This is a genomic window from Umezawaea beigongshangensis (genome assembly GCF_016464305.1).
Classification (GTDB): Bacteria; Actinomycetota; Actinomycetes; order Mycobacteriales; family Pseudonocardiaceae; genus Umezawaea_A; species Umezawaea_A beigongshangensis.
On sequence record NZ_JAEIOJ010000004.1, the window covers coordinates 416,130 to 441,939 of the forward strand.

Sequence of the window (25,810 nt, forward strand, 5' to 3'; positions counted from 1 at the left end):
GCGTGGCCGACACCCTTGACCTCTCCGCCGATCCCGTTGACCTGACCGCCGCGCTGGTGGACGTGCGCAGCGTCTCCGGCGAGGAGGCCGAGCTGGCCGATCTCGTGGAGCGCTCCCTGCGCGAGCAGGCGCCGCACCTGGAGATCGCCCGCTCCGGCAACGCGGTGCTGGCCCGCACGAACCTCGGCCGCCCGCAGCGCGTCGTGTTCGCCGGCCACCTGGACACCGTGCCGATCAACGACAACTGGCCGTCGCGCCGCGAGGACGGCGTCCTGCACGGCTGCGGCACCGTCGACATGAAGGGCGGTGACGCGGTGATGCTGAGCCTCGCCGCGGGCGTCACCGAGCCGCGGCACGACCTGACGTTCGTGTTCTACGACTGCGAGGAGGTCGAGGCGACCCGCAACGGCCTCGGCCGCGTCGAGCGCGACCTGCCGGACTGGCTGACCGGTGACCTGGCCGTGGTGTGCGAGCCGTCGAACGCCGTGGTCGAGGCCGGGTGCCAGGGCACGATGCGCGTCGAGGTCCGCGCGTCGGGCGCGCGGGCGCACACGGCGCGCGGGTGGATGGGCGTCAACGCCGTCCACAAGCTCGGCGCGGCGCTGCGCACGCTGGAGGACTACGAGGCGCGCGTCGTGGACATCGACGGCTGCACCTACCGCGAGGGCATGCAGGCCGTGCGGATCTCCGGCGGCGTCGCGGGCAACGTGGTGCCGGACGAGGCCGTGCTGACCGTCAACCACCGGTTCGCGCCGGACCGGTCGGTCGCCGACGCCGAGGCGCACCTGCGCGAGGTGTTCGCCGGGTACGACGTGACCGTGACCGACTCCTCCGGCGGCGCGCTGCCCGGCCTGTCCGCGCCGGCCGCGCGGGAGCTGGTCGAGGCCGCGGGCGGGACGCCGGTGGCGAAGCTCGGCTGGACCGACGTGGCGCGCTTCGCCGCGCTGGGGATGCCCGCGGTGAACTTCGGCCCCGGCGACCCGACGCTGGCCCACACCCAGCAGGAGAACGTCCCGGTCGAGGAGATCGGGCGATGCCTGGACGTGGTGCGCAGGTTCGTGAGCTGACGGCTCGTCGTCGGCCCCCGTTCGCCGGAGATCACTAGAGTCCCGCTGATGACGACGGACAACGGACCCGTGGACGAGCACCCCAGCGAGCGGCAGCGCGGCCCGGTCACGCTGCGCCGAGACCGGCGGCACGAGCTCACCACGACCGATCAGCGCCTGCTCGACTCCCGCGGCCACACCGACTGGGTGCACACCGACCCGTGGCGGGTGCAGCGCATCCAGGCGGAGTTCGTGGAGGGCTTCGGCGCGCTGGCCGAGCTGCCCAGCGCGGTCACCGTCTTCGGCTCCGCCCGCACCCCGCGCGACCACCCCGAGTACCAGATCGGCCGCGAGCTGGGCGCGGCGCTGGCGAGCGAGGGCTTCGCGTGCATCACCGGCGGCGGGCCCGGTGTGATGGAGGCGGTCAACCGCGGCTGCTCCGAGGCCGGTGGCTTCTCCGTCGGGCTGGGCATCGAGCTGCCGTTCGAGCAGGGGCTCAACCCGTGGGTGGACCTCGGTGTGAACTTCCGCTACTTCTTCGTCCGCAAGACCATGTTCATCAAGTACTCGCAGGCGTTCATCTGCCTGCCCGGCGGTTTCGGCACGCTCGACGAGCTGTTCGAGGCGCTGACGCTGGTGCAGACGAAGAAGGTCACCAAGTTCCCGGTGGTCCTGTTCGGCACGCAGTACTGGCAGGGGCTCTACGACTGGATCCGCGACTCGATGCTGCCCGCGGGGAAGGTCAGCGACACGGATCTGGACCTGCTGCACCTGACCGACGACATCGACGACGCCGTGCGGGTCGTGACCGAGGCGCACAAGGCGTGGGGAGACGCTCACTGATGGGATTCACCGTCACCGTGTACTGCGGTTCGCTGCGGACCGTTCCGCAGAGCTACCTCGACCTCGCCGCGGAGGTGGGGAAGGAGATCGCCGCGCGCGGGTGGTCGCTGGCGTGGGGCGGCGGCCGGACGTCGATGATGGGCGAGGTGGCGCGGGCCGCGCGCGAGGGCGGCGCCCGCACGACCGGTGTCATCCCGCGTGCGCTGGCCGATCGGGAGATCGCCGACTTCGACGCGGACGAACTGCTGGTGGTCGACACGATGCGCGAGCGCAAGGCCGTCATGGAGGCGCACGCGGACGCGTTCCTGACGCTGCCCGGCGGCATCGGCACGTGCGAGGAGCTGTTCGAGGTGTGGACGTCGCGCTCGCTCGCCATGCACGGCAAGCCCGTCGTGCTGCTCGACGTGGACGGCCACTACGCGGGGCTGATCCGCTGGCTGGACGAGCTGGGCGAGCGCGGGTTCGTCGCCCCGGCGGCGCGGGCGGCGCTGGTCGTCGCCTCCGACGTCTCCTCGGCGCTGGACGCCTGCGCGGTCTGACCGGAGGTCCCGGCCGGGGCCGATCGCGGCCCCGGCCGGTGCTCGCGCCGGTCAGGAGGGCAGGTCGTAGTCCAGTTCGATCGCCTCGTGCACGAGCTTCGCCGTGCCGGACAGGCCGGTCAGCTCACCCGTGCCCGAGCCGGGGACCACGTACCCGACGAACGCCTCCACGCCCTCGTGGGTGGTGGCGCCGTGCTGGAGGACGAACGATCCGCTGCGCCCGGCGAGCGTGCCGACGACCCGCTCGGTGCCGACGTACCCGGCCGATCCGCCGGCCGCGACGCAGGTCGTGAGGCGGCCCGTGCTGGTGCCGGACAGCTCGCCGCCGTAGGTCTTCGCCACGTCGACCACCGCGAGTTCGGGACCGCCCGCCTCCGGGGCGAACGGCGTGCCCTCCCAGCGGGTGATGGTGAACGTCGCGTCGAGATGAGTGCTCATGGGCCGACCCTGACAGCGGTACCTGACAACCGCTGTCAGGATCGACCGGGCAGTTCTCAGCCCAGCGGGATCTCCAGTCGCGACGGGTCGTGCGCGGGGGAGCTGAACGTCACGGTGGAGCCGAGCGCGCTCTCCTCGTCGTAGCGGGCGTCCACGGTGTCCACGACCAGGGCGAGCCGGTTGCCGGCGGCCACGTCCCACACCACCGGGTTCAGGTCCACGTCCACGGTCCGCGCCACGCCGGGCTGCGCGCCGCGCAGCGTGATCGGCTGGTGCGTGACGAGCGCGCCCAGCCCCAGCGGCCCCACCTCGTAGAGGTGGGCGAACAGCGTGGTGTCCGCGCGACCGGGCGTGACCGTCAGGTGCGCTCGCGGGGTGCCGCTGACGGTGGTGGCCGTGGGGCGGACCGGTCCCGTCCACACGGCGGCGGCGGTGCGGTCCACCAGCGGCAGGGAGACGCCGGTGGGGATGCGCAGGAAGCCCTGGAGCGCGCCGCTGACGAGCAGGGTGCCGCTGTCGGCGAGCGTCGCGCGGCCCGCGCCGATGCGCGTGGTCCCGGTCAGCGGCAGCGTCTCGCGGGTGCGGGTGGCCGCCGCCCACGTCGGGAAGCCGCGCCACGTGCCGCCGTTGTTCGGCTTGAGCTGGACCGGGTTCTCCCGGTCGACGCCGTTGGCGACGCCGCGCAGGTGGTGGTCGAACCAGCGGCCGACGGACTCCCAGATCTCGTCGGGCAGCCCGGCCGCGCCGAACAGCTCGGCGGTGGCGTGGTCGCCGGGAGACAGCATCAGCCGCTTCGGCCCGGTCAGCCGCGTGTAGAAGTCGGTGATCTGGCCGGGGGCGAACAGGCCGTCGTTCCAGGCGTTGCCCAGGAGCACCGCGGTGCCGCTGGCGTTGATCGCGTCGACCTTCGAGGCGGCCGAGCGGGGCGGCGAGATCGGCAGCACGTCGGCGAAGCGGCCCTCGCGGTAGGCGGCCTCGGCGTCGCGCAGCACCGGGCCGGGCCGGCCGGTGAGGTGGCCAGCGGCCAGCAGCAGCTCCACGGCCTGCTCGTTGACGGTCTCGTTCGGGTAGAGCGAGCGGGCCAGGTCGGTCCACGTGCTCAGCGCGGCCACCGCGTCGACGCGCGGGTCGGCCGCGGCGGCGAGCAGCGCCTGACCGGCGCCGTAGGAGATGCCGGCGACGCCGACCTCGGTCGCGTCGCCGCGCGCGTTCGCCACGGCCCAGTCGATCACCCGGCTCACGTCGGCGACCGTCTCCGGTCCGGCGACGTCGATCGCGCCGCCGGAGTCGTGGAAGCCGCGGCTGGTGTAGCTGACGACGACGTAACCGGACTCGTGGGCGAGCTTCGCCGCCGCGCCGACGTACTCGATGTTCGGCAGACTCCAGCTCGACGGCATCACCAGCAGGGGGAACGGGCCGGCGCCGCGGCCGGTCGGCTCGACGACGTACGCGCCGAGCGGCGTGCCGCCCTCGCCGGGGACGGTGCGGTAGGTGACCGTGAAGCCGGGTGCGGCCGACGCGACCGGGCTCACCAGGGCCGTCGTGGTGAGCAGGGAGGTGACGAGCGCGAGCAGGAGCAGCAGGGATCGACGCACGGTGGTCCTCCTCGACCATGACCCGCAGCACACAGGCGGTTACCGCGGAGTAAAGCGGTGGCTACTCGCGAGTAGCAATATCGTGTGAGCCAGTTCACACGACGGTGACGCGGTTGCCCGGTGCTCGCGCCCCGCGTGGCACCATCCGACCTCGTGACACCACTCCGGTTCGGCGCTCGCGAGGTGACGCAGGACCGCGCCCTCGTCATGGCGATCGTCAACCGCACCAGGGACTCCTTCTACGACCGCGGTGCGACGTTCGCCGAGGACGCGGCCCTCACCGCCGTCGACCGGGCCGTCGCCGACGGCGCGGACCTGGTCGACATCGGCGGCGTGCGAGCCGGGTCGAGGGGCGAGGCGGTCGACGCCGCCGAGGAGATCCGCCGGGTCGTCCCCCTCGTCGCCGCCGTGCGGGAGCGGCACCCGTCCCTGGTCGTCAGCGTCGACACCTGGCGGCACGAGGTGGCCCGCGCCGCGTGCGAGGCGGGCGCCGACCTGCTCAACGACACGTGGGCCGGTGCCGACCCGAAGCTCGCCGAGGTCGCCGCGGAGTTCGGCGTCGGCGTCGTCTGCTCGCACACCGGAGGCCTCGCGCCGCGCACCGACCCGCACCGCGTGCGGTACGAGGACGTCGTCGCCTCCGTCGTGTCCGAACTGGTCGACCGCGCCGAGCGGGTCGTCGCCCTGGGCGTGCCGCGCGAGGGCGTGCTCGTCGACCCGACCCACGACTTCGGCAAGAACACCTGGCACGGCCTGGAACTGCTGCGCCGCCTGGACGAGCTCGTCGGCACCGGCTGGCCCGTGCTGATGGCGCTGTCCAACAAGGACTTCGTGGGCGAGACGCTCGACGCCGGGGTGGACGACCGGCTCGACGGCACGCTCGCCGCCACCTCGGTCGCCGCCTGGGCGGGGGCGCGCGTGTTCCGGGCCCACCAGGTCCGCCAGACCCGGCGAGCGCTGGAGATGGTGGCCAGCATCCGCGGCACCAGGCCGCCCGCTCGCGTGCTGCGGGCGCTCGCGTGATGCGGTCGGCGGCCGAGCGCTGGTTCACCGGGCGCACCTGGCAGAGTCCACCGTGGACGGTGCGGGAACTCGTGCGGCAAAAGGGATCTCGCACCGTCAGCGTCGTGCTGCCCGCCCTGGACGAGGAGGCGACGGTCGGCGCGGTGGTGGCCGCCGTGCGCCCGCTGCTCGGGTCCCTGGTGGACGAACTCGTCGTGGTCGACTCCGGCTCGGCCGACGCGACGGTCCGGGTCGCGGCCGAGGCGGGCGCGCGCGTCGTGCTGCGGACCGACGTGCTGCCCGACCTGCCGCCGCGCCCCGGCAAGGGCGAGGTGCTGTGGCGCTCGCTGGCCGCCACGTCCGGCGACCTCGTGGTGTTCCTCGACTCCGACCTCCTCGACCCCGATCCCGGATTCGTGCCCGCGCTGCTCGGCCCGCTGCTGACCGCGCCCGGCGTGCACCTGGTGAAGGGCTTCTACCGCCGCCCGCTGCACCGGGAGAGCAGCGGCGGCGGACGGGTGACCGAACTGCTGGCCCGGCCCCTGCTGAACGCGCTGCGGCCCGAGCTGGCCGGGGTCGTGCAGCCGCTGGGCGGCGAGTACGCGGCGACCAGGGAGTTCCTGGAGTCCGTGCCGTTCGCCGCCGGGTACGGCGTGGAGATCGGCCTGCTGCTCGACGTGCTCGCCCGGCACGGACTGGACGCGCTGGCGCAGGTCAACCTCGGCGTGCGCGAGCACCGCAACCGCCCGCTGCTCCAGCTCGGCGTGATGTCCGCGCAGATCACCGGCACCGCCCTGGCCCGCTGCGGCGTGCCGGTGACACCGGGACTGACCCAGTTCGCGCAGGTGGCCGGCGAGTGGCTGCCCGACACCCACGACGTGTCCCTGGACGACCGCCCGCCGATGAGGACCCTGGCGGGCGCCCGCGAGCACGACGGGAACCGTTGCGGGCGACCGTAGACTTCCTGCACATGAAGTCCGACGCGCTGCGCGGCCACCTCGACGCGCTGCTGCTGGCCGTGCTCGACGGCAGGAGACTGCACGGCTACGCCATCATCGAGGCGCTCCAGGTCGCCAGCGGCGGCGCGCTCGACCTGCCCACCGGCACCGTCTACCCGGCGCTGCGGCGGCTGGAGCGGGCGGGCCACGTGAGCAGCGAGTGGGGCACCGTGGCGGGACGTCAGCGCCGCACCTACCACCTCACCCCGGCCGGACGGCGCGCGCTGACCGAGGAGCGCACGGCCTGGCGCGAGTTCACCGCGGCGATCGAGGGCGTCCTGGGAGGTGGTGGCCCGTGGCCGGCGCGGGCCTGATCGAGGAGTACGTCTCCGCGCTCGACCGCCGGCTGCGCGGACCCGGCCCGGTGAAGCGCGACCTGCTGGCCGAGGCGCGCGACAGCCTCCACGACGCCGCCGAGAGCTACCGGCACCGCGGCCTGCCCGAGTCCGAGGCGCAGGCCCGCGCGGTGGCCGAGTTCGGCCCGCTGGGCGTCGTGGCCCGCGAGTACCAGGGCGAGCTGGCCGTCGCGCACGGCGCTCGCACGCTGCGGTCGCTGCTGCTCGTGGTCCCGCTCGCCCACCTGCTGTGGGAGGCCAACCGGCGGTTCTGGATCGGCGCCTGGCAGCCGTTCGACCAGCCGCCGCCCGACTGGTACCCGCTGATCGCGACCGCCAACGACACGACCGCGTGGGTCGTCGCCCTCTGTGCCGTCGCCGCGCTGCTCGCCGTGCGGTGGATGTCGCGGCGCGGCGCCAGCGGCGTCGCCCTCGGGCGGCTGGCCGGTGCGGTGGCGGCGGCCGCGGTCGGCACGACGGTGTTCTGCAACCTCGCCCTCGTCGTGGCCACGGCCCACCTCGACGCCCAGCGCCTCCTGGCGTCACCGCCGGTGCTGCTCGCCACCGCGCTGTCCTACGTCATCACCCTCCGCTGCGGTGTCCTCGCGCACCGCTGCCTGCGGTTCTCCGCCGTGTGACGGGGACGCCGCACGTGCCGCGCGGGGGACGTGCCACGATCGTCCCGTGACCACAGCGCTCATCTACCTCGTCGTCATGGTGCTCGTGGCGGCCGTGGTGTTCCTGCTGGCCTCCTTCGTGTTCGGCCGGGGCGAGGAACTCGCGCCGCTGCCTCCGGGGGCGTCGCCGACGAGGCTCCCGGCGGCCGACGTGACCCCCGACGACGTCCGCGACCTGCGGTTCCAGCAGGTCCTGCGCGGTTACAAGATGAGCGAGGTGGACTGGGTGCTGGAGCGACTGGCCGGCGAGCTGGACGCCCTGCGCACCCGCGTCGCCGAGCTGGAGACCGGGCTCGTGGACGGCTCCGGGCACGGGATCGCCGGCACCGGGCCGGAGGGCGCGCGGCGCAACGGCTCCGCCCCGGCGAGCGCGGAGCCGGACGAGTCCGAGCTGGAGCGGTCCGAGCCCGGGGGTGCCGGGCGGGTCGGCGGGGAGGCGGGCACGTGACCGAGCTGGAACTGCGGGTGCACGTGGGGGCACCCGCCGAGACCGTGTTCGCCGCCGTCACCGACTGGCCGCGGCAGGGCGAGTGGATGCTGGGCACCAGGGTCTCGGTGACCTCCGGCGACGGCGAGAGCGTCGGCAGCGAACTGGCCGCGTTCACCGGCGTCGGACCGCTGGGCTTCACCGACACCATGCGGATCACCACGTGGCGGCCGCCGCTGCGCTGCGACGTGCTGCACACCGGGGCCGTCGTCCGCGGCGTCGGCGAGTTCGTCGTGACGCCGCTGACCGACTGGACGTCGGAGTTCGTCTGGACCGAACGGCTGGACCTGCCGCTCGGCGTGGTCGGGCGGCTCGGCTGGCAGGTGGTGCGCCCGGCGTTCCGCTGGGGCGTGCAGCGCTCGCTCGACCGGTTCGCCGCGTTCGCGGAGGACTACGCGTGACCGTCGTGCGCTGCGCGTGGGGCGACTCGACCCCCGAGTACGCCGCCTACCACGACGACGAGTGGGGCGTGGAGCTGCACGGCGAGACCGCCCTGTACGAGCGGCTGACGCTGGAGTCGTTCCAGTCCGGCCTGTCCTGGCTGACGATCCTGCGCAAGCGCGAGTCGTTCCGCCGGGCGTTCGCCGGGTTCTCCCCGGCCGCCGTGGCGGAGTTCGGAGACGACGACGTGGCGCGGCTGATGGCGGACGCCTCCGTCGTGCGCAACCGCGCCAAGATCGACGCGGCACTGCGCAACGCGCGTGCCGTGCGGGCGCTGGACGTGCCGCTGGACGACCTGCTGTGGTCGTTCGCGCCGTCCGGTCCGCGCACCCGCCCGGCCACGCTCGCCGACGTCCCGGCGACGTCTCCGGAGTCCGTCGCGATGGCGAAGGAGCTCAAGCGCCGCGGCTTCACGTTCCTCGGCCCCACCACCTGCTACGCCCTGATGCAGGCGACGGGCATGGTCGACGACCACGTCTCGACGTGCTTCCGGGCGCGGCAGCCGGTCAGCGACCGGTGAACACCGGGGGGCGCTTCGCCACGAACGCCTCCACGGCCTCGCGGTGGTCCGCCGTCGCGCCCGCCTCGGCCTGGGTGCGGGCCTCGACGGCGAGCGCGTCGGACAGCGACCCGCCCGACGCGGCTGCCAGGGCCTCCTTGATCTTCGCGTAGGCCGTCGTGGGCCCGGCCGCGAGCCGCGCGGCCAGCTCCTGGGCCGTCGCCAGCACCTCGGCGTCCGGCACGACGCGCGTCACCATGCCCAGCCGCAGCGCCTCCTGCGCGCCCACGGGCTGCGCGAGCAGCATCATCTCCATCGCCCGGCCGTAGCCGATGAGCCGCGGCAGCAGCCACGACGCGCCCGAGTCGGCGGTCAGCCCCACGTTCGCGAAGGCCATCAGGAACTTCGCCGACTCCGCCGCGATCCGCAGGTCGCTCGCGTACGCCAGGGACGCGCCCGCGCCCGCCGCCGTGCCGTTCACCGCGGCGATCACCGGCTTGGGCATCGAGGTCACGGCCTCGATCAGCGGGTTGAAGTGCTTCTCCACGGTGTGCAGGGGCGCCGGGTCGCCCGCCTGGAGCAGCACCACGTGCTCCTTGAGGTCCTGGCCCGCGCAGAACGCCCGGCCGGCTCCGGTCAGCACCACGGCGCGCACCGACGTGTCGCGCGCCGCCTCGGCCACGGCCTCCAGCAGCGACTCCTTCAGCGCGACCGTGAAGGAGTTGAACGCCTCCGGCCGGTTCAGGGTGAACGTGCGAACGCCCTCGGCGTCGTCGACGAGCAGCTCTGCCACGGATCTCGACCTCCTCTACCCGGTGGACTCGCCGCGGACGTGCTTGTCCAGGCAGTCGTCCACGAACTTGTCGACGGCGGGCGCGAGACGCGCCGTGTGCCGGTCGAAGAACTCGGCGGCGGCCAGGCCGGGCCAGTCCGGCGGCAGCAGCTCGCGCGGCAGGCCGGGGTCGCGGAACAGGAACTTCCGCCACTCGTGCAGCAGCCGCTGCGACGCGGCGAACGCCTCCGGCGGCGACGATCCGTCCACAGCGGACACGGCGGCCTCGTGCTCGGCGGTGAACTGCGCGTAGTCGCGTCCCAGGGCGGCCAGGTCCCACGCGCGGGCCGCGAGATCGGCGTCGTCGCCCTCGTGGGTGCCGTGGAAGGTCCGCGCGACGACGTTCGCGGTGGCGAGCACGTCGGTCAGCTCTCTCGACGGGCGGGGTGCGACCCAGGTCACAGGACCGAGCGCTCCGTAGCCGAGCAGTTGCAGCGAGGAGGAGAGGTGCTCGCGCGCGTCGCGGGCCGGCACCTCCTCCAGCACGACGACGTGCCAGCGTCCGTCCCAGGTGGACGGCCGGGTGCGGTAGATGCGGGCCGCGGCCTCGTCGAGCCGCCGCTCGGCGCGCGGGGTCAGCGCGTAGCCGGGACCGTCGGACAGGCGGACGGGCTGCAACCAGCCCTGCCGCACGGTCCTGGACACGGCGGTGCGCACGGCGGGCGCGGCGAAGTCGAGCGGTTCCAGCAGACGGACCAGGGCGGCGATCGTCGCGGCGCCTCCCCGCTCGCGCAGGTGGCCGCCGTAGACGTCGAAGAGCGCGGAACGGGCTCGCACGATCGTCGAGTCTGTCAGCACGCCCCTCCGAGAACCAGCGGCGGCTCGATCTGGCGACACCCCCTCGGGCGATCGGTGTTGCGGTTCGGTGACGGATGGTCGGGACCGGAAGCCGTTGTGCCACGCGGGAAGCGGGTCACCGCCGAGTGCCCCCGAAGATCAAGAGCACCCTTCGCGACCTGCCGAAAGATCGGTTCGGTTTCGCTGCTGAGTCAGCATGGGGGAGAATGGCGGAGGATCCGGTGGGCTGGGAGGCCAGGCCGGACGGGGAAGAGTTCGACGGAGGGAGCACGCGATGGCGGCCATGAAGCCCCGGACCGGCGACGGTCCCCTCGAGGTCACCAAGGAGGGGCGCGGCATCGTCATGCGCGTTCCGCTCGAGGGTGGTGGGCGCCTCGTCGTCGAGATGTCGGCGGAGGAGGCAAACGCCCTGGGCGACGCCCTGAAGGCTGCCGCGGGCTGATCTTCGAGCCCTGGTCCTCGACCTGCGAAGCCCCGGTTCCTCCTGGAACCGGGGCCTCGTTTCGTTGTCGAGCGCCGCGGGGGTGACACTGGACGTTCGTTCGACACACCAGCCGTGAGGAGTCAGTCCGTGCGCACGCCGGTTCCGACCGTGCCCACCCCGCTCGTGGACGTCGAGGTGGCCACGGCCCCGCGACGCTCCGCGTCGCCGCCGGTCGTCCTGGCGTCCACCGGTCCCGTCTTCGGGCCGGGCGGCGACGCGCTGGACACCGCGTGGACCGAGCGCGGGGAGTTCACCGGCGAGGCCGGGGAGACGACCGAGGTGCCCGACGGCAGCGGCACCCGCGTCCTCGGCACCGGCGCGGGCCGTCCGGCCGACTGGCGCCGTGCGGGCGCGGCTCTCACCCGCGTGCTCGCCGAGCTGTCCGAGAAGCGCTCGCAGCGGGTGACCGCCGACGTGCTGCTGCCCGACGACGTGGACGCCGCGCAGGTCAGGGCCCTCGTGCTCGGCCTGCTGCTCGGCGGCTACCGGTTCAGGGTCACCGCGCGGGACGCCCCCGCGCTGCCCGGCACGGTGCGCCTCGTCGTGTCGGACCTCGGCTACGCGGAGGTGCTCGCCGCCGAGGCCGCGCGCGCCGCGGAGGCCGCCGCCGCGACCGCTCTCGCGCGTGATCTCGCCAACACCCCGTCCAACGTGAAGGACCCGCAGTGGCTCGCCGCGACGGCGGCGAAGCTCGCCGACCGCGTCCCCGGCCTGTCCGCGACCGTGCGGGACGAGAAGTGGCTCGCGAGCCGGGGCTTCGGCGGTGTGCTCGCCGTGGGAGGCGGCTCGGAGCGTCCGCCGAGGTTCCTGGAACTGGTCTGGAAGCCCGCCCAGCCGCGACCGGAGTCCCCGCACGTCGTGCTGGTCGGCAAGGGCATCACGTTCGACACCGGCGGCATCTCGATCAAGCCCGCCGACGGGATGCACCTCATGCGCACCGACATGGCCGGTGGTGGCGCGGTGATCTCCGCCGTGCTGACCGTGGCCCGGCGCGCCCTGCCCGTGCGGGTCACCGCGCTGGTGCCGATTGCGGAGAACCACGTCTCGGGGTCGGCGTACCGGCCCGGCGACGTCGTGCGGCACCACGGCGGCACGACCACCGAGGTGACCAACACCGACGCCGAGGGCCGCATGGTCCTGGCCGACGCGCTGGCCTACGCCGTGGGCGACCTCGCCCCCGACGTGCTGGTCGACGTGGCGACCCTCACCGGCGCGATGAAGGTGTCCCTGGGCCTGCGCACCGGCGGCCTGTTCGCGACGTCCGACGACCTGGCGGAGCGGATCACCTCCGCCGGCGAGCACGTCGGCGAGGCGTGGTGGCGGATGCCGCTGCTCGACGAGCACGCCGACGCCGTGCGCAGCGACGTCGCCGACGTCCGCCAGTGCCCGCCCGGCCCCGGCGGCGTCACCGCGGCCCTGTTCCTGCGCGAGTTCACCGCGGGCCTCCCGTGGGCCCACCTGGACATCGCGGGCCCCGCCCGCGCCACGGAGGACTACGACGAGGTCGTCGAGGGCGCGACGGGCTTCGCCGCCCGCACCCTGGTCACCCTGGTGGAGACCTACACCCGCTGACCCCCGAGTTGAGCGTTCGAGCACCCCGAGTTGAGCTTTCGAGCACCGCGAGTGGAGCGTTCGGGGTTTCCGCTCGGACGGACCGGTGCTCCAACGCTCAACTCGTGATGCCCGAACGCTCAACTCGGGGTGCCTGAGCGCTCAACTCGGGTGGTGGACGTGGCGTGGGCCCGGAAGGCGCGGACCGCGGGGGACAGGGGGGCTCCGGCCAGCCAGACCAGGCCTATCGTGCGGGTCGCCCTCGGGGTGAGGGGGAGTTCCACCAGGCCCGGCACGGGGGCCGGGGCGGCGTGCGGGAGCAGGGCCACGCCCAGACCCGCGGCGACGAGGCCGCGCACGGTCTCCGTCTCCTGCCCCTCGAACGCCGTCCGCGGGGTGAACCCGGCTGCCGCGCACAGCTCGTCGGTGATCTGCCGCAGCCCGAACCCGTGCTCCATGCCGACGAAGTCCTCCTCGGCCAGCTCCGCCAAGCGCACGGTCCCGCGCCCGGCGAGCCGGTGCGACGCGGGCACGACGAGCACCAGTTCCTGCTCCAGCAGCGGCGTGCTCTCCAGCCCGGGGACGTCCCGCGGCGGCGGCCCGACGAGAGCCAGGTCGACCTCGCCGCTGGTGAGCTGGTCCAGCACGTGCTGCCGCGACGACTGGACCAGCCGGAACCGGACGTGCGGGTGCCGCTCGCGGAACTCCCGCAGCATCTCCGGCACGACCGAGCGGCCCAGCAGGTGCAGGAAGCCCAGCACGACCTGGCCGTGCTCCGGGTCGACCTCCTCCACGGCACGGCGGCAGCCCGCCTCCAGCGCGCTCATCGACCGCTCGGCTGCCTCGGCCAGCAGCCGTCCCGCACGGGTCAGCCGCACCCCGCGCCCGACGCGCCGCACGACCGGAGTGCCCAGCTCCTCCCCGAGCTGGGCGAGCCAGCGGCTCACCGTGGGCTGGGGCAGGTCCACCAGTTCGGCGACCCTCGTCACGTGCTCCTCGCGCGCCAGGGCCCGCAGCACGGCGAGCCGGGGCGCGATGGTCGTCGCCAGCGCGTTCTCATCCACCACGGTATGAATTCTGGCACCACGCAGTATTGGACGCATGTGTTCGCACGGCCTAGCGTCGAGGGGTGACACGTCAGAGACGGATCACCCTGTCCGTCACCGCGGCCGGGCTCGCCTGCTTCGCGCTGCTCTACGCGCCGCAACCGGTGTTGCCGCAGCTCGCGCAGGAGTTCGGGCTCACCCCCGGCGGCGCGTCCCTCGCGGTCAGCGCGGCCACCGGCGCGCTGGCCGTGGTCGTCGTGCCGGTCGCCACCCTGTCGCAGCGGATCGGACGTCGGCGGGTGATCATCGCGTCCGTCGTGGCCGCTGCCGCGATCGGCCTGCTGCTGCCGTTCGCCCCGACCTACTCCGCGCTCGTCGCGCTGCGCGTGCTCCAGGGCGCGGCCGTCGCCGGAATGCCCGCCGTCGCCATGGCCTACCTCGCCGAGGAGGCGGGCACGGCGGGCGTCGGCGCGGCCATCGGGGCCCTCGTGGCGGGCAACAGCGTCGGCGGCATGTCGGGACGGCTGCTCGCCGGGTTCACCGTCGACCACCTGCAGTGGCGCGGCTCGCTGGCCGTCGTCGCCGCGTTCGGCGCGGTCTGCGCCGTCGTCGTGGCGACCTGCCTGCCGCGGGAGAGGTCGGTGCCCGTGCGCGGCCGCAACGGCCTGCGCGACGCGCTCACCGACCCCGTGCTGCTCGCCCAGTACGCCGTCGCCGCCCTCGCCATGGCCGCGTTCGTCTCCCTCTACAACGTGATCAGCTTCCGGCTGGCGGCCCCGCCGCTGAACCTGCCCGCCACGATCGCGTCGCTGGTGTTCCTCGCCTACGCGATCGGCGGCGTCAGCTCCGCCGCGGCCGGCCGGTTCGCCGACCGGCTCGGCCGCGCCCCCGTCCTGCTCGCCGGACTGGGGGTGGCCGCGCTCGGCGCGCTGCTCACGCTGCCCGACTCGGTCCCGGCCGTGGCGCTCGGCACGGCCCTGTTCACCGGCGGGTTCTTCGCCGCGCACTCCGTCGCCAGCGGCTGGGTGGGCGTGCGGGCGCCCACCGCGGCCAAGGGCCAGGCGTCCGGGATCTACCTGTGCGCCTACTACCTCGGCAGCAGCATCGGCGGCACCGCAGGCAGCAGCGCGTTCGGCGCGTGGGGCTGGAACGGGCTGGTGGCCGTCGTGATCGGCTGGTTCGTCCTCGCGGCCGGAGCGGCGGTGGCCGCCCGGCACGCGGGACGGCCCGCGCTCACGCCCGCGTGAGCGCCGCCCGGTAGACCTCCACGGTCTGCTCGGCGACCGTCGCCCAGGAGAACTCCTCCACGGCCCGCTGCCGTCCGGCCTCGCCGAGCCGCGCCGCCCGCTCGGGGTCGCGCAGCAGCTCGTTGACCGCGTCGGCCAGCCCGTCCTGGAACGTCGCGTGGGCCTGCTCGTCGTAGTGCACCAGCAGCCCCGTGCGGCCGTGGTCCACGACCTCCGGGATGCCGCCGACGTCCGAGGCGACCACGGCCGTGCCGCACGCCATCGCCTCCAGGTTCACGATGCCCAGCGGCTCGTACACCGACGGGCACACGAACACCGTCGCGCGACTGAGCACCTGCCGGACCTCGGCCGGCTGGAGCATCTTCTGGATCCAGAAGACGCCGGGCCGGGCCGCCGCCAGCTCCGCCACCGCCGCGCGCGTCTCCTCGGCGATCTCCGGGGTGTCCGGCGCTCCCGCGCACAGCACGATCTGCGCGTCCCGGTCGATCCGGTGCGCCGCGGCCACCAGGTGCCCGACGCCCTTCTGCCGTGTGATCCGCCCCACGAACGCCACGATCGGCCGGTCCGGGTCGATGCCGTGGCTCGTCAGGGCGTCCGTCTCGGTGACCGGGTGGTAGGCCGTGGTGTCGATGCCGTTGCGCACCACGTGCACGCGCTCCGGATCGAGAGAGGGGTAGCAGTCCAGCACGTCGCGGCGCATCCCCTCGCTGACCGCGATGATCGCGTCGGCCGCCTCGTAGGCCGTCTTCTCCGCCCACGAGGAGATCCGGTAGCCGCCGCCGAGCTGCTCGGCCTTCCACGGCCGGCGCGGTTCCAGCGAGTGCGCCGTGACCACGTGCGGGACGCCGTGCAGCAGTTTCGCCAGGTGACCGGCCATGTTCGCGTACCAGGTGTGCGAGTGCGCGACCTGCACGCCCTCCAGCACCGCGGCCATCTCCAGGTCGACCGACAGCGTGCTCAGCGCCGCGTTCGCGTGCTCCAGTCCGGGCGCGGGCGAGTGCGAGCGCACCGACGGCTCGCCCGAGCGCGGAGCGCCGAAGCAGTGCACGTCCACCTCGATCAGCTCGCGCAGCCTCGGCACCAGAAAACCGACGTGCACTCCAGCTCCGCCGTACACCTCGGGCGGGTACTCCCGTGTCAACACACCGACTCGCACGGGCTCACCGTAACCCCTCGGGAGGGGGCCGTCGCGCGAGCGCGCACGATCGCACCGACACGATCCGACCTCCGCCGGTGGTAGGAGGAGCCGCGTGCAGATAGGGTCAGCAGCGTGAAGGGGCAGCCGCGCGTACTGGGGATTGTCCTTGCTGGTGGAGAGGGCAAGCGCCTGTGGCCGCTGACGGCCGACCGGGCGAAGCCAGCGGTGCCCTTCGGAGGCAACTACCGGCTCGTCGACTTCGTCCTCTCGAACCTGGTCAACGCCGGTTTCACCAACCTGGCGGTGCTGACGCAGTACAAGTCGCACTCGCTGGACCGGCACATCTCGACGGTCTGGCGACTGTCCAACGTGCTCGGGCAGTACGTGACCCCGGTCCCGGCGCAGCAGCGCCTCGGGCCGCGCTGGTACACGGGCAGCGCCGACGCGATCTTCCAGTCGCTGAACCTCGTCTACGACGAGAAGCCGGACCACATCGTGGTCTTCGGCGCGGACAACGTGTACCGGATGGACCCGAGCCAGATGCTGGACCAGCACGTGCGGTCCGGCGCCGGGGTGACCGTCGCCGGAATGCGCGTGCCGCGCGCCGAGGCCAAGGCGTTCGGCTGCATCGACTCCGACTCCACCGGCCTGATCACCCGCTTCCTGGAGAAGCCGGCCGATCCGCCGCACGTGCCCGACGACCCGGACGTCACGTTCGCGTCGATGGGCAACTACATCTTCACCACCGAGGCGCTGCTCGACGCGCTGCGCAGCGACGCCGCCAACCCCGACTCCGACCACGACATGGGCGGCGACATCATCCCCATGCTCGTGGACCAGGGCGCGGCGCACGTCTACGACTTCGCCGACAACGTCGTGCCCGGCGTCACCGAGCGGGACCGCGGGTACTGGCGCGACGTCGGGACGATCGACGCCTACTACGACGCGCACATGGACCTCGTGTCGGTGAACCCGATCTTCAACCTCTACAACTCGGCGTGGCCCATCCGCACCGCCACCCCGCCGCTGCCGGGCGCGAAGTTCATCGCGGGCGGCAGCGCGGAGGACTCCATGGTCGGCCCCGGCTCGATCATCTCCGGCACCGTCCACGGCTCCGTGATCAGCTCGGACGTCGTCGTCGAGGTCGGCTCCGTCGTGCAGGGCAGCGTCCTGCTGCCCGGCGTGCGCATCGGCAAGGGCGCGGTCGTGCGGCGCGCCATCCTGGACAAGAACGTCGTCGTTCCCGACGGGGCGCTGATCGGCGTCGACCCGTCGACCGACCGCGAGCGCTACACGGTGAGCGCGAACGGCGTGACGGTCCTGGGCAAGGGCGTGCGCGCGCTGTGACACCGGCCGCGACCTCGTCGCGCTCGAACGTGCGGCTCACCCGCGCTCCGCGCCCCCGTGCGTGACCGGCCGCGCTCGCGCCTCGCGAGTTGCCCGCTCGGGCACCGCGAGTCGGGGGTTCGGGCTCGCTGCGCGTCGGGCTCGCTCCGGCTCGCGGTCGCGGGCTACGGGAGTTTGGCGGCCACCAGCAGGCCGTCGCCCAGGGGGATGATCACGGGGACCAGGCGGTCGTCCTCCCGGACCGCCCTCGCGACCTCCCGCATGACCGTCGTGTCCGCGTCGCGGTGCGCCGGGTCGGCCACGCGGCCCCGCCACAGGACGTCGTCGAACGCGATCACGCCGCCCGGCCTCAGCAGGCGCACGCCCTCCTGGAGGTAGCGCGGGTACTCGGACTTCTCCGCGTCCACGAACACCAGGTCGTACGCCCCGTCGGTGAGCCTCGGCAGCACGTCCAGCGCCTGGCCCATGATCAGTCTCGTCCTGCTCAGCGGGATGCCCGCCTCGGCGAACGCCTTCCTGGCCGCGCGCTGGTGCTCCGGCTCCACGTCGATGGACGTCAGCACGCCCCCGGCCGGCATCCCGCCGAGCAGGAACAACGCGCTCACGCCGACGCCCGTCCCGACCTCGACGACGGTCTTGGCCTGGAGCGCGGTCGCGAGGAAGCGCAGCGCGGAACCGGTGCCGGGACCGACCGGAACGCAGCCCAGGTCCGCACCCCTGCGGCGAGCGGCGGTCAGCACGTCGTCCTCGGGGAGGTAGTGCTCGACGTACTCCCGAAGCGGCGAATCCGGTGTCACAGCCCAGGAGATTAGCGCCGGGAGTGCCCGATTCGGGTGAACAGGTGCCCGAGCTGCACGGGTGGCGGCGAGTTTCGCCGACATCACCACAGCGAACGCGATTCTCAGCGTGCTCTCAGCCGACTCTCACCATCGTTATAAGCGCACCCGTCAGGGTGGGTCGCAGCAGAAGGATCGGTGTCGGCGACGCGCTTCCGGGAACACTCCGGGCAGGACGATCGTTGATCCGTACGTCAGGGCCGAGCGGCCCGCTGGAGGTGCTCCACCGCACGATGCACACACAGCCCAGTTCGCCGACGGCCGTCGCGCCCATCGAGACGGCCGACTGGACGCCGCCCTCGTGGGACGAGGTCGTGCGAGAGCACGCAGACCGGGTGTACCGGCTGGCCTACCGGTTGAGCGGTAACCAGCACGACGCCGAGGACCTGACCCAGGAGACGTTCATCCGGGTCTTCCGCTCCCTCGCCTCCTACAAGCCGGGCACCTTCGAGGGCTGGTTGCACCGGATCACCACCAACCTCTTCCTCGACATGGCCCGCCGCCGCTCGCGGCTGCGCATGGAGGGGCTGCCCGAGGACACCGACCGGCTCGCCGGGGACGACCCCAGTCCCGAGCAGGTCTACTCCGACACCCATCTCGACCCCGACCTCCAGGAAGCGCTCGACGAACTGCCGCCGGAGTTCCGCGCCGCGGTCGTGCTGTGCGACGTGGAAGGTCTGTCCTACGAGGAGATCGGCGCCACGCTCGGTGTGAAGCTGGGTACGGTGAGGAGCCGGATCCACCGGGGCCGCCAGGCCCTGCGCGCCAGCTTGGAACGTCGCCGGGAGAACGTGCGGGAGGACTCTGCATGACGGAACTGCGAGGGTGGAGCCTCCCCGAGCAGCACCTGGTGCCCGACGCCGTGGTGGCGTACGTGGACGGCGAGCTGTCGAAGATCGCGCACGAGCGGGCCTCGGCGCACCTGTCGCGCTGCCCGCTGTGCGCCTCCGAGGCGTTCTCCCAGCAGCAGGCGCGGGCCGTCGTGCGGACCGCGGAGACGCCCAGCGTCCCCGCCGGTCTGCTGGCGAACCTGAGGGCCATCCCGCAGGAGGTCGACCTGCCCGGCGTGCCCGACGGGCTCGCGGTGACCGAGGACGGCCAGCTCGTCGCGGTCCTGCGTCCCGACCGGGCTGCACGGGCCGAGCGCACCTCGTTCGGCGCCGGGCAGGTGCTCGGCGAGTCCCGGCCCCTGGGCAGCGGTTCCGCCGTCCTGGGGCAGCAGCACCGCTGGTTCAGCGGCAGGCGCGCGCGCGGCGGCGCCGGGGTCGTCGTCTCCGGGCTGATGCTCGGCGCGCTGGCGCTGGTCGCCCCCGGCGGCGAGCCGCGGCAGCACGAGTCCGTGCCGGCCCCGCTCACCGGGAACCCGCCCACGGCGCTCGACAGCCCCCTCCAGGTCGACGAGCGCGACCGCGTGGAACTGCTCAGACCGGTGGTGCACGGCCAGCTCGGCCGCTGACCTCGCACTACCCCGGTCCCCGTCCGCCACCTGGCGTACGGGGACTTCACCGGTCGCACGTCAGGCTTGTCGTCAACTCCAGCAATCACCGACCAGCTTGGGGAGCGATGAGCCAGCCAGAGCAGGGCAACGGTCAGACGCCCGTCTCGGGAGTCGACAGCGCCACCAGCGGAGCGCACCTCCGGCTGGCTCCGCGCCCGCTGGACCGGCCGCGGGTCGACCCGACGCAGGCCGCGACCTTCGGGCGACCGCGGGGCGTCGACGGCGCGTTCGCCGGTCGTCCCGGGTCCACCGGCTCCCCCCGCTCGGTCGCGCTCGCCCCGCCCGCGCCCGAGTCGCTCGCCACGGCGTTCGGCCGCCCGGCGGGCGGTGAACTGCTCCAGCGTCCACCCGGCCACCAGCCCCTGGACGCCTCTCCCGAGGTCGACGCCGTGTTCTGGGCCGACCGCCCGGCCGGTGACCCGTGGCGCGATCCGGGCGCCAGCGCCGTCATCGGCCCGCCCGCCGTCACCGAGCAGAGCACGCCGCGCCCGGACGACGAGCAGGAGCCCGGCCCCCGGCTGAGCGTCCCCGAGCTGTTGTTCGGCCGCCGCGTGCAGCCCCTCGGCCTCGTGCTGTTCCTCGTCGCCGCGCTGCTCGTCGGCACGGCCGGCGGCCTCGTCGGCTGGCTGATCGGCCGCGCGGGCAACCCCCTCACCGACGCCGAGGTGACCCTGTCGCCCGTGGCCCCCGGCAAGGAGCGCCCCGCCGGGTCCGTGTCGGACATCGCGAAGCGCGTCACGCCCGGCGTGGTGTCCATCGAGTTCAAGGGCGCCAACGTCAGCGGCGTGGGTTCCGGCGTCGTCGTCGACGGCGGCGGCTACGTGCTGACCAACGACCACGTCGTCGCACCGGCCACGCAGGACTCGTCGGCCAAGCTCACCGCCGTGTTCACCGACGGCACCCGCGCCGAGGCGCGCATCGTCGGCCGCGACCCCAAGACGGACCTCGCCGTGATCAAGGTCGAGGTGACGAACCCGACCGTGATCCAGTTCGGCGACTCGGACCAGCTCCAGGTCGGTGACGTCGTCATCGCGATCGGTTCGCCGCTCCAGCTGTCCAACACGGTCACCGAGGGCATCGTCTCCGCTCTCAACCGGCCGGTCACGGCACCGGGCGAGGGCGGTGGCCCGCAGGTCACCTACGACGCGATCCAGACCGACGCGGCGATCAACCCCGGCAACTCCGGCGGCGCGCTCGTCGACTCCTCCGGTTCGCTCGTCGGGATCAACTCGTCGATCCGGACCGAGACGGGCGGATCGGTCGGCCTCGGCTTCGCGATCTCCGGCAACTACGCCCGCGCGATCTCCGAGGCCCTCATCCGGGACGGCGAGGTCAAGCACGCGGACATGAACGTCAACGTGAAGTCGGTGTCGGCCGAGACCTCCGAGGGCGCGCAGGTGCAGAACGTGCCCGAGGGCGGCGCCGCCGCGGCCGCCGGTGTCGAGGAGGGCGACGTGATCACGAAGGTCGGCGACCGGATGGTGCGCAACGCCGCCGAGCTGACCGTCGCCGTCCGCGAGCACGAGATCGGCGAGACCGTGCCCGTGGTGCTGGCCAGGCAGGGCAGGCAGCTGACGGTGCAGGTCACGCTCCAGTCGGACTGACCGCTGCGAGGGCTAGGCTGGCGGAGCAGGCCAGCGCGGAGGAGCCGACGTGTTCGACAGCATCGGGTGGGGCGAGATCCTCATCATCGTGGTCGCGGGACTGTTCATCCTCGGCCCGGAGCGCCTGCCGTCCGCGGCGGCGTTCGTCGGCCGCACGATCCGCCAGGTCCGCGAGTACGCGACCGGTGCGCGCGAGCAGCTCAAGCAGGAGATGGGGCCGGAGTTCGAGCAGCTCCGCAAGCCGCTGGAGGACCTGCGCGAGCTGCGCAACTTCGACCCGAAGCGGGCCGTGACCAAGCACCTGTTCGACGACCCCGACGACTCCGTCAAGCCCAACGGCCACCCGACGCCGCCGACGCCGCCCGCCGAGCGTCCGCTGTCGGCGGGCGAGCGCGCCCCGTACGACCCCGACGCCACCTGACCCCGACGCCACCTGACCCCGACGCCACCTGACCCCGACGCCACCTGATCCGGACGCCACCCGTCCCGGACGCCGTCGCGACGGCGTCCGGGACGCGGGTCAGCGACCGGCGGGCGAGACGTTCAGCAGGCGGCCGGCCAGGCCGCGGGAGCGGACGGAGAGCTTCGCGGCCACGTCGGTGAGGACCTTCGCGGCCGGGGCCTCGGGGTCGGCCAGCACGATCGGCGTGCCCGAGTCGCCCTGCTCGCGCAGGCGCGGGTCCAGGGGCACCTGACCGAGCAGCGGCACGTCGGACCCGACGGCGCGGGTCAGCGAGTCCGCCACGGCCTGCCCGCCGCCGGAGCCGAAGACCTCCATGCGGGTGCCGTCGGGCATCTCCAGCCACGACATGTTCTCCACGACGCCCGCGATCCGCTGCCGCGTCTGGAGCGCGATCGAACCGGCGCGCTCGGCCACCTCGGCGGCGGCCTGCTGCGGCGTGGTGACGACCAGGATCTCGCCGTTGGGCACGAGCTGCGCCACGGAGATCGCCACGTCGCCGGTGCCGGGCGGCAGGTCGAGCAGCAGCACGTCCAGGTCGCCCCAGAACACGTCGGCGAGGAACTGCTGGAGCGCGCGGTGCAGCATCGGACCGCGCCACACGACCGGCGCGTTGCCCGGCGTGAACATGCCGATCGAGATCAGCTTCACGCCGTGCGCCTGCGGTGGCATGATCATCTTCTCGACCTGGGTGGGCTTGTCGTCCGTGCCCAGCATCCGCGGGATCGAGTGGCCGTAGATGTCGGCGTCCACGACGCCCACGGACAGGCCGCGCGCGGCCATCGCCACGGCCAGGTTCACCGTCACGCTGGACTTGCCGACACCGCCCTTGCCCGAGGCCACGCAGTACACCCTGGTCAGCGAGCCGGGCTCGGCGAACGGGATGCGGGGCTCCTCCACGCCGCCGCGCAGCGACTTCCGCAGGTCCGTGCGCTGGGCGTCGCTCATCACGTCCAGTTCCACGCGGACCTGGCGCACGCCCTCCAGCGCGGAGACCGCGGTGGTGACGTCCTTCGTGATCCGGTCGCGCATCGGACAGCCGGCGACGGTCAGGAACACCGCGACGTCCACGGTGCCGTCCTGGCCGACCACGACGTCCTTGACCATGCCGAGCTCGGTGATGGGACGGCGGATCTCCGGGTCCTGGACACCGGCGAGCGCCTCGCGCACTGCGTCCACGGTGGGGAGGGGCTGGGTGGTGGTCACGGGATCGAGCACCGACCTTCGAGAAGGGGGATTCGTCTTGAGCTCCAATGCTACGTCCGCGCCACGCGGGAGCTACCGGCCGGTCACTTCGTAGCCGGGGTCACCGCACCGCGCACGGGGTGTTGTCCGTAACATCGACACCCGTGCCGGACTCGGGTAGTGACATCCGGTTGCCCTCTCGAACCGAGCTCGAGGCGTGGCGATCGTTCTTGCGGGCTCACGCCCGCATCACCCGTGTCCTGGAGACCGAGCTGATCGCCGGGCAGCGCCTGTCGCTCGCCGCCTACGACGTCCTCGTCCAGCTCGCCGAGGCACCCCGGCAGCGGCTCCGCATGACCGAGCTCGCCGACGCCGTGCTGCTGTCGCGCTCCGGCGTCACCAGGCTGGTCGACCGGCTGGAGCGCGCCGGCCTGGTGGGCCGCGAGCGGGCCGACGGCGACGGACGCGGAGTGGTCGCCGTGCTCACCGAGCAGGGCGTGGAGCGGCTGCGCGCGGCGTCCGGCACCCACCTGAGCGGCGTCGCGCGGCACTTCGCGGGCAGCTTCGAACCCGGCGCGGTGGAGGGCTTCGGCCGCGACTGCGACCGGCTGGCCCGCGACGAGCAGTCCCGGTGACCGCTCCGGTGGTCGTGGTGGTGGGGCTCGTGCACCTGCGCGGAGGACGGCTCCTCGTCGCCCGCTCGGCGCGCAAGAAGGCGTTCTACCTGCCCGGCGGGAAGCTGGAGCCCGGCGAGACCGGTGAGCGGGCGCTGCACCGCGAGGTCGCCGAGGAGCTGGGCGTGGGCCTCGTGCCGGGCAGCGTGCGGGAGTTCCGGCACTACCTCGCGCCCGCCTACGGCGAGGGCGACGGCGTGCTGGTGGACATGACGTGCTTCACGGGAGACCTCGACGGCGAGCCGCGGCCCAGCGGCGAGATCGCCGAGCTGGCGCTGGTCACCGAGGCCGAGTACGCCGCGCACGCCGAGACGGCCCCCGCGATCCACGAGGTGCTGCGCGACCTCGCCGAGGCCGGTCTGCTCGCGGTGTGACCGTCAGGACGGCACGTCGTCCCAGCGCGGATCGTCCCTGATCACGTCCGCCGAACCCCGGCGGCGCTTCGGGCTCTGCTCCCGGAACACCCGCTCCAGCTCGCTGCGCAGGAAGTCGCGCGTCGCCACCTCGCCCACGGCGATCCGCAGCGCCGCGAGCTCCCGCGCGAGGTACTCGGTGTCGGCCTTCGTCTGCGCGGCGCGCGCCCGGTCCTCGTCCAGCGACACCCGGTCCCGGTCGTCCTGCCGGTTCTGCGCGAGCAGGATCAGCGGCGCCGCGTACGCCGCCTGCGTGGAGAACGCCAGGTTGAGCAGGATGAACGGGTACGGGTCCCAGCGCAGCGTCACCGCGAAGACGTTCAGCACGATCCAGACGATCACGAGCAACGTCTGCCAGAACAGGAACGTGCCCGTGCCGAGGAACCGGGCGAGCCGCTCGGAGAAGCGGCCGAACGTGTCCGGGTCGACCCGGAAGCGCACCCGGCCGGGCTGTCGCGGCTGGTCGAGTCTGCGGCGCGGCGCCAGCTCAGGCATGGGTGAGTCCCGTCTCGCGCCAGTTGGCGGGCAGCAGGTGGTCGAGCACGTCGTCGACGGTGACGGCGCCCAGCAGGTGCTCGCTCTCGTCCACGACCGGAGCGCACACCAGGTTGTAGGCGGCGAAGTAGCGGGTCACCTCGGCCAGCTGGGCACTGGGCGCCAGCTGGGCGAGGTCGGTGTCCAGGACACCCGCGACGAGACCGGACGGCGGTTCGCGCAGCAGCCGCTGGATGTGCACGCAGCCCAGGTAGCGGCCGGTGGGAGTGGCCGAGGGCGCGCGGCACACGAAGACCATGCTGGCCAGCGCGGGCGTCAGATCGGGGTTGCGCACCCGCGCCAGCGCCTCGGCGATCGTGGCGTCCGGGGTGAGCACGACGGGCTCGGGCGTCATCAGACCGCCCGCGGTGTCGTAGGAGTACTCCAGCAGCCGCTTGACCGGCTCGGACTCCTCCGGCTCCATCAGCTCCAGCAGCCGGTTCTTCTCCCGCTCGGGCAGCTCGGCGAGCAGGTCGGCCGCGTCGTCGGGGTCCATCGCCTCCAGCACGTCCGCCGCCCGCTCCTCGTCGAGGTGCGCGAGGAGCGCCTTCTGGTCCTCCTCCGGCAGCTCCTCGATGACGTCGGCGAGCCGGTCGTCGTCCAGCGCGTCGGCGACCTCGTGACGGCGCTTGCTCGGCAGCTCGTGCAGCGCGGTGGCCACGTCCACGGCCCGCATCGTCTCGAAGATCGCGAGGAGCTGCTGCGCACCCTGCGGCTGGCCGGACAGCTCGGTGACGCTGAGACCGCTGATCTCGTCCCAGCGCACGACCTGCACCGGACCCCGGCGACCCAGGCGTCCGGTGCGCTCGCGCACGGCGACGCGCGTCATCCGCCAGTCGCGGGTGCGGGTCGGCTCCATCGCGGCGTCCACGACCACGGCCGCCGCGTCCGTCTCCAGCTGGATGCGGGCGTCGAGGACCTCGCCGAGCACCAGCACCTCGTTGGGCCGCTGGTGGAACTTGCGCAGGTTCACCGACCCGGTGGCGAGCGTGACGGCGTTCGGCTCGATCGAGGTGACCCGCAGCATCGGCACGAAGATCCGGCGGCGCGTGGTCAGCTCGACCACGACGCCCAGCACGCGGGGCGGCTGGCGGTCGATGCGCAGGCCGATCACCACGTCGCGGACCTTGCCGATGGACTCGCCGTCGGGCCCGAACACGGGAAATCCGGCCAGCTGAGCGACGAAGACCCTGTTCACGGCGACCACGTGATCAGGCTAGTGGGATCTCCCGACTCCCGCCTCGGCGAGCCCGCGGTGGCGCG

Annotated in this window: 29 protein-coding genes and 1 pseudogene; 20 read left to right on the forward strand and 10 right to left on the reverse strand. The window is 73.5% G+C overall.

All coding sequences use genetic code 11. The annotated features are described in order from the left end of the window. Nucleotides 1-2: 2 nt before the first annotated feature. Genes dapE through IMZ35_RS13620 form a run of 3 tightly spaced genes read left to right on the forward strand, consistent with a single transcriptional unit; the run spans nucleotide 3 to nucleotide 2,428 of the window. On the forward strand, nucleotides 3-1,067 hold the full coding sequence (gene dapE, locus IMZ35_RS13610) for a succinyl-diaminopimelate desuccinylase (RefSeq protein ID WP_307868059.1): 1,065 nt from the start codon (nucleotides 3-5) through the stop codon (nucleotides 1,065-1,067). Nucleotides 1,068-1,115: 48 nt separating this feature from the next. Continuing rightward, nucleotides 1,116-1,889, forward strand: coding sequence for an LOG family protein (locus IMZ35_RS13615; RefSeq protein ID WP_199441383.1), 774 nt, complete (start codon nucleotides 1,116-1,118; stop codon nucleotides 1,887-1,889). Then, complete coding sequence (locus IMZ35_RS13620) at nucleotides 1,889-2,428, forward strand: LOG family protein (protein WP_199441384.1); 540 nt, start codon at nucleotides 1,889-1,891, stop codon at nucleotides 2,426-2,428. Before IMZ35_RS13615 ends, IMZ35_RS13620 begins: the two co-directional genes overlap by 1 nt. A 51-nt stretch (nucleotides 2,429-2,479) precedes the next feature. Here IMZ35_RS13620 and IMZ35_RS13625 read toward each other — a convergent pair whose 3' ends face one another. Then, the gene (locus tag IMZ35_RS13625) at nucleotides 2,480-2,866 is read right to left on the reverse strand and encodes a DUF3224 domain-containing protein (RefSeq protein WP_199441385.1); all 387 of its coding nucleotides are present in this window, start codon (nucleotides 2,864-2,866) and stop codon (nucleotides 2,480-2,482) included. A gap of 56 nt (nucleotides 2,867-2,922) precedes the next feature. After that, the gene (locus IMZ35_RS13630; protein WP_199441386.1) at nucleotides 2,923-4,461 is read right to left on the reverse strand and encodes a CocE/NonD family hydrolase; all 1,539 of its coding nucleotides are present in this window, start codon (nucleotides 4,459-4,461) and stop codon (nucleotides 2,923-2,925) included. A 153-nt stretch (nucleotides 4,462-4,614) separates the two neighbouring features. On the opposite strand from IMZ35_RS13630, the gene folP reads away from it, so the two are divergent. The 7 genes and pseudogenes from folP to IMZ35_RS13665 all read left to right on the forward strand — a co-directional run bounded on the left by folP (nucleotide 4,615) and on the right by IMZ35_RS13665 (nucleotide 8,921). Beyond that, nucleotides 4,615-5,484 (forward strand): dihydropteroate synthase, encoded by an 870-nt coding sequence (gene folP / locus IMZ35_RS13635; RefSeq protein WP_307868062.1) that lies wholly within the window; start codon nucleotides 4,615-4,617, stop codon nucleotides 5,482-5,484. After that, nucleotides 5,484-6,422, forward strand: a complete 939-nt coding sequence (locus IMZ35_RS13640; protein WP_199441560.1) for a glucosyl-3-phosphoglycerate synthase — start codon at nucleotides 5,484-5,486, stop codon at nucleotides 6,420-6,422. The genes folP and IMZ35_RS13640 overlap by 1 nt, the downstream gene beginning before the upstream one ends. Nucleotides 6,423-6,433: 11 nt before the next feature. Next, nucleotides 6,434-6,775 (forward strand): PadR family transcriptional regulator, encoded by a 342-nt coding sequence (locus IMZ35_RS13645; RefSeq protein WP_199441387.1) that lies wholly within the window; start codon nucleotides 6,434-6,436, stop codon nucleotides 6,773-6,775. Then, nucleotides 6,757-7,434, forward strand: coding sequence for a permease prefix domain 1-containing protein (locus IMZ35_RS13650; RefSeq protein ID WP_199441388.1), 678 nt, complete (start codon nucleotides 6,757-6,759; stop codon nucleotides 7,432-7,434). The genes IMZ35_RS13645 and IMZ35_RS13650 overlap by 19 nt, the downstream gene beginning before the upstream one ends. A gap of 46 nt (nucleotides 7,435-7,480) precedes the next feature. Further along, nucleotides 7,481-7,759, forward strand: a pseudogene (locus IMZ35_RS32260) (DivIVA domain-containing protein); the annotation flags it as partial. Between the two features lie 158 nt (nucleotides 7,760-7,917). Further along, entirely contained in the window at nucleotides 7,918-8,361 is a 444-nt protein-coding gene (locus IMZ35_RS13660) for an SRPBCC family protein (RefSeq protein WP_199441390.1), read from the forward strand. Continuing rightward, nucleotides 8,358-8,921, forward strand: coding sequence for a DNA-3-methyladenine glycosylase I (locus IMZ35_RS13665; protein WP_199441391.1), 564 nt, complete (start codon nucleotides 8,358-8,360; stop codon nucleotides 8,919-8,921). The genes IMZ35_RS13660 and IMZ35_RS13665 overlap by 4 nt, the downstream gene beginning before the upstream one ends. Here the strand turns inward: IMZ35_RS13665 and IMZ35_RS13670 are convergent. Together IMZ35_RS13670 and IMZ35_RS13675 are read right to left on the reverse strand one after the other, a co-directional pair. Further along, nucleotides 8,908-9,693 (reverse strand): enoyl-CoA hydratase-related protein, encoded by a 786-nt coding sequence (locus IMZ35_RS13670; protein ID WP_199441392.1) that lies wholly within the window; start codon nucleotides 9,691-9,693, stop codon nucleotides 8,908-8,910. The genes IMZ35_RS13665 and IMZ35_RS13670 overlap by 14 nt on opposite strands. Before the next feature lie 15 nt (nucleotides 9,694-9,708). Continuing rightward, nucleotides 9,709-10,509, reverse strand: a complete 801-nt coding sequence (locus IMZ35_RS13675; RefSeq protein WP_199441393.1) for a PaaX family transcriptional regulator — start codon at nucleotides 10,507-10,509, stop codon at nucleotides 9,709-9,711. A gap of 295 nt (nucleotides 10,510-10,804) precedes the next feature. On the opposite strand from IMZ35_RS13675, the gene IMZ35_RS13680 reads away from it, so the two are divergent. Together IMZ35_RS13680 and IMZ35_RS13685 are read left to right on the forward strand one after the other, a co-directional pair. Next, on the forward strand, nucleotides 10,805-10,972 hold the full coding sequence (locus IMZ35_RS13680) for a DUF3117 domain-containing protein (RefSeq protein WP_199441394.1): 168 nt from the start codon (nucleotides 10,805-10,807) through the stop codon (nucleotides 10,970-10,972). A 129-nt stretch (nucleotides 10,973-11,101) separates the two neighbouring features. Next, a complete protein-coding gene (locus tag IMZ35_RS13685; protein WP_199441395.1) occupies nucleotides 11,102-12,586 on the forward strand; it encodes a leucyl aminopeptidase family protein in 1,485 nt (494 codons plus the stop codon). Between the two features lie 119 nt (nucleotides 12,587-12,705). Here the strand turns inward: IMZ35_RS13685 and IMZ35_RS13690 are convergent, their stop codons facing one another. Next, nucleotides 12,706-13,668, reverse strand: a complete 963-nt coding sequence (locus IMZ35_RS13690) for a LysR family transcriptional regulator (protein WP_199441396.1) — start codon at nucleotides 13,666-13,668, stop codon at nucleotides 12,706-12,708. Between the two features lie 26 nt (nucleotides 13,669-13,694). Here IMZ35_RS13690 and IMZ35_RS13695 point away from each other — a divergent pair, with 26 nt between their 5' ends. After that, complete coding sequence (locus tag IMZ35_RS13695; RefSeq protein WP_307868066.1) at nucleotides 13,695-14,858, forward strand: MFS transporter; 1,164 nt, start codon at nucleotides 13,695-13,697, stop codon at nucleotides 14,856-14,858. Here IMZ35_RS13695 and glgA read toward each other — a convergent pair. Next, nucleotides 14,845-16,014: a glycogen synthase gene (glgA, locus tag IMZ35_RS13700; protein WP_199441397.1), complete on the reverse strand. Its 1,170-nt coding sequence runs from the start codon at nucleotides 16,012-16,014 to the stop codon at nucleotides 14,845-14,847. The genes IMZ35_RS13695 and glgA overlap by 14 nt on opposite strands. A gap of 114 nt (nucleotides 16,015-16,128) precedes the next feature. Here glgA and glgC point away from each other — a divergent pair, with 114 nt between their 5' ends. Further along, nucleotides 16,129-17,343, forward strand: a complete 1,215-nt coding sequence (gene glgC, locus IMZ35_RS13705) for a glucose-1-phosphate adenylyltransferase (RefSeq protein WP_199441398.1) — start codon at nucleotides 16,129-16,131, stop codon at nucleotides 17,341-17,343. A gap of 164 nt (nucleotides 17,344-17,507) precedes the next feature. On the opposite strand, the gene IMZ35_RS13710 is transcribed toward glgC, so the two are convergent. Then, complete coding sequence (locus tag IMZ35_RS13710) at nucleotides 17,508-18,140, reverse strand: O-methyltransferase (RefSeq protein ID WP_307868067.1); 633 nt, start codon at nucleotides 18,138-18,140, stop codon at nucleotides 17,508-17,510. 272 nt (nucleotides 18,141-18,412) lie between these two features. Between IMZ35_RS13710 and sigE the strand changes: the two genes are divergently transcribed. The 4 genes from sigE (at nucleotide 18,413) to IMZ35_RS13730 (ending at nucleotide 21,702) form a co-directional block, all read left to right on the forward strand. Then, nucleotides 18,413-18,991, forward strand: coding sequence for an RNA polymerase sigma factor SigE (sigE, locus tag IMZ35_RS13715; protein WP_199441400.1), 579 nt, complete (start codon nucleotides 18,413-18,415; stop codon nucleotides 18,989-18,991). Next, nucleotides 18,988-19,635 carry an anti-sigma factor family protein gene (locus tag IMZ35_RS13720; protein WP_229371750.1) on the forward strand — a complete coding sequence of 216 codons (648 nt, stop codon included), beginning with the start codon at nucleotides 18,988-18,990 and terminating at the stop codon, nucleotides 19,633-19,635. The genes sigE and IMZ35_RS13720 overlap by 4 nt, the downstream gene beginning before the upstream one ends. 107 nt (nucleotides 19,636-19,742) lie before the next feature. Then, on the forward strand, nucleotides 19,743-21,281 hold the full coding sequence (locus IMZ35_RS13725) for a S1C family serine protease (RefSeq protein ID WP_199441401.1): 1,539 nt from the start codon (nucleotides 19,743-19,745) through the stop codon (nucleotides 21,279-21,281). Nucleotides 21,282-21,330: 49 nt separating this feature from the next. Beyond that, complete coding sequence (locus tag IMZ35_RS13730; RefSeq protein WP_199441402.1) at nucleotides 21,331-21,702, forward strand: sec-independent translocase; 372 nt, start codon at nucleotides 21,331-21,333, stop codon at nucleotides 21,700-21,702. 99 nt (nucleotides 21,703-21,801) lie between these two features. On the opposite strand, the gene IMZ35_RS13735 is transcribed toward IMZ35_RS13730, so the two are convergent. Then, a complete protein-coding gene (locus tag IMZ35_RS13735; RefSeq protein ID WP_199441403.1) occupies nucleotides 21,802-22,947 on the reverse strand; it encodes an Mrp/NBP35 family ATP-binding protein in 1,146 nt (381 codons plus the stop codon). 209 nt (nucleotides 22,948-23,156) lie between these two features. Between IMZ35_RS13735 and IMZ35_RS13740 the strand changes: the two genes are divergently transcribed. After that, entirely contained in the window at nucleotides 23,157-23,561 is a 405-nt protein-coding gene (locus IMZ35_RS13740; protein ID WP_229371753.1) for a MarR family winged helix-turn-helix transcriptional regulator, read from the forward strand. Further along, nucleotides 23,558-23,974, forward strand: a complete 417-nt coding sequence (locus IMZ35_RS13745; protein WP_307868069.1) for an NUDIX hydrolase — start codon at nucleotides 23,558-23,560, stop codon at nucleotides 23,972-23,974. The genes IMZ35_RS13740 and IMZ35_RS13745 overlap by 4 nt, the downstream gene beginning before the upstream one ends. Nucleotides 23,975-23,977: 3 nt before the next feature. On the opposite strand, the gene IMZ35_RS13750 is transcribed toward IMZ35_RS13745, so the two are convergent. Further along, nucleotides 23,978-24,508, reverse strand: a complete 531-nt coding sequence (locus IMZ35_RS13750; RefSeq protein ID WP_199441405.1) for a DUF1003 domain-containing protein — start codon at nucleotides 24,506-24,508, stop codon at nucleotides 23,978-23,980. After that, nucleotides 24,501-25,754 (reverse strand): magnesium transporter MgtE N-terminal domain-containing protein, encoded by a 1,254-nt coding sequence (locus IMZ35_RS13755; RefSeq protein WP_199441406.1) that lies wholly within the window; start codon nucleotides 25,752-25,754, stop codon nucleotides 24,501-24,503. The genes IMZ35_RS13750 and IMZ35_RS13755 overlap by 8 nt, the downstream gene beginning before the upstream one ends. Nucleotides 25,755-25,810 lie beyond the last annotated feature (56 nt).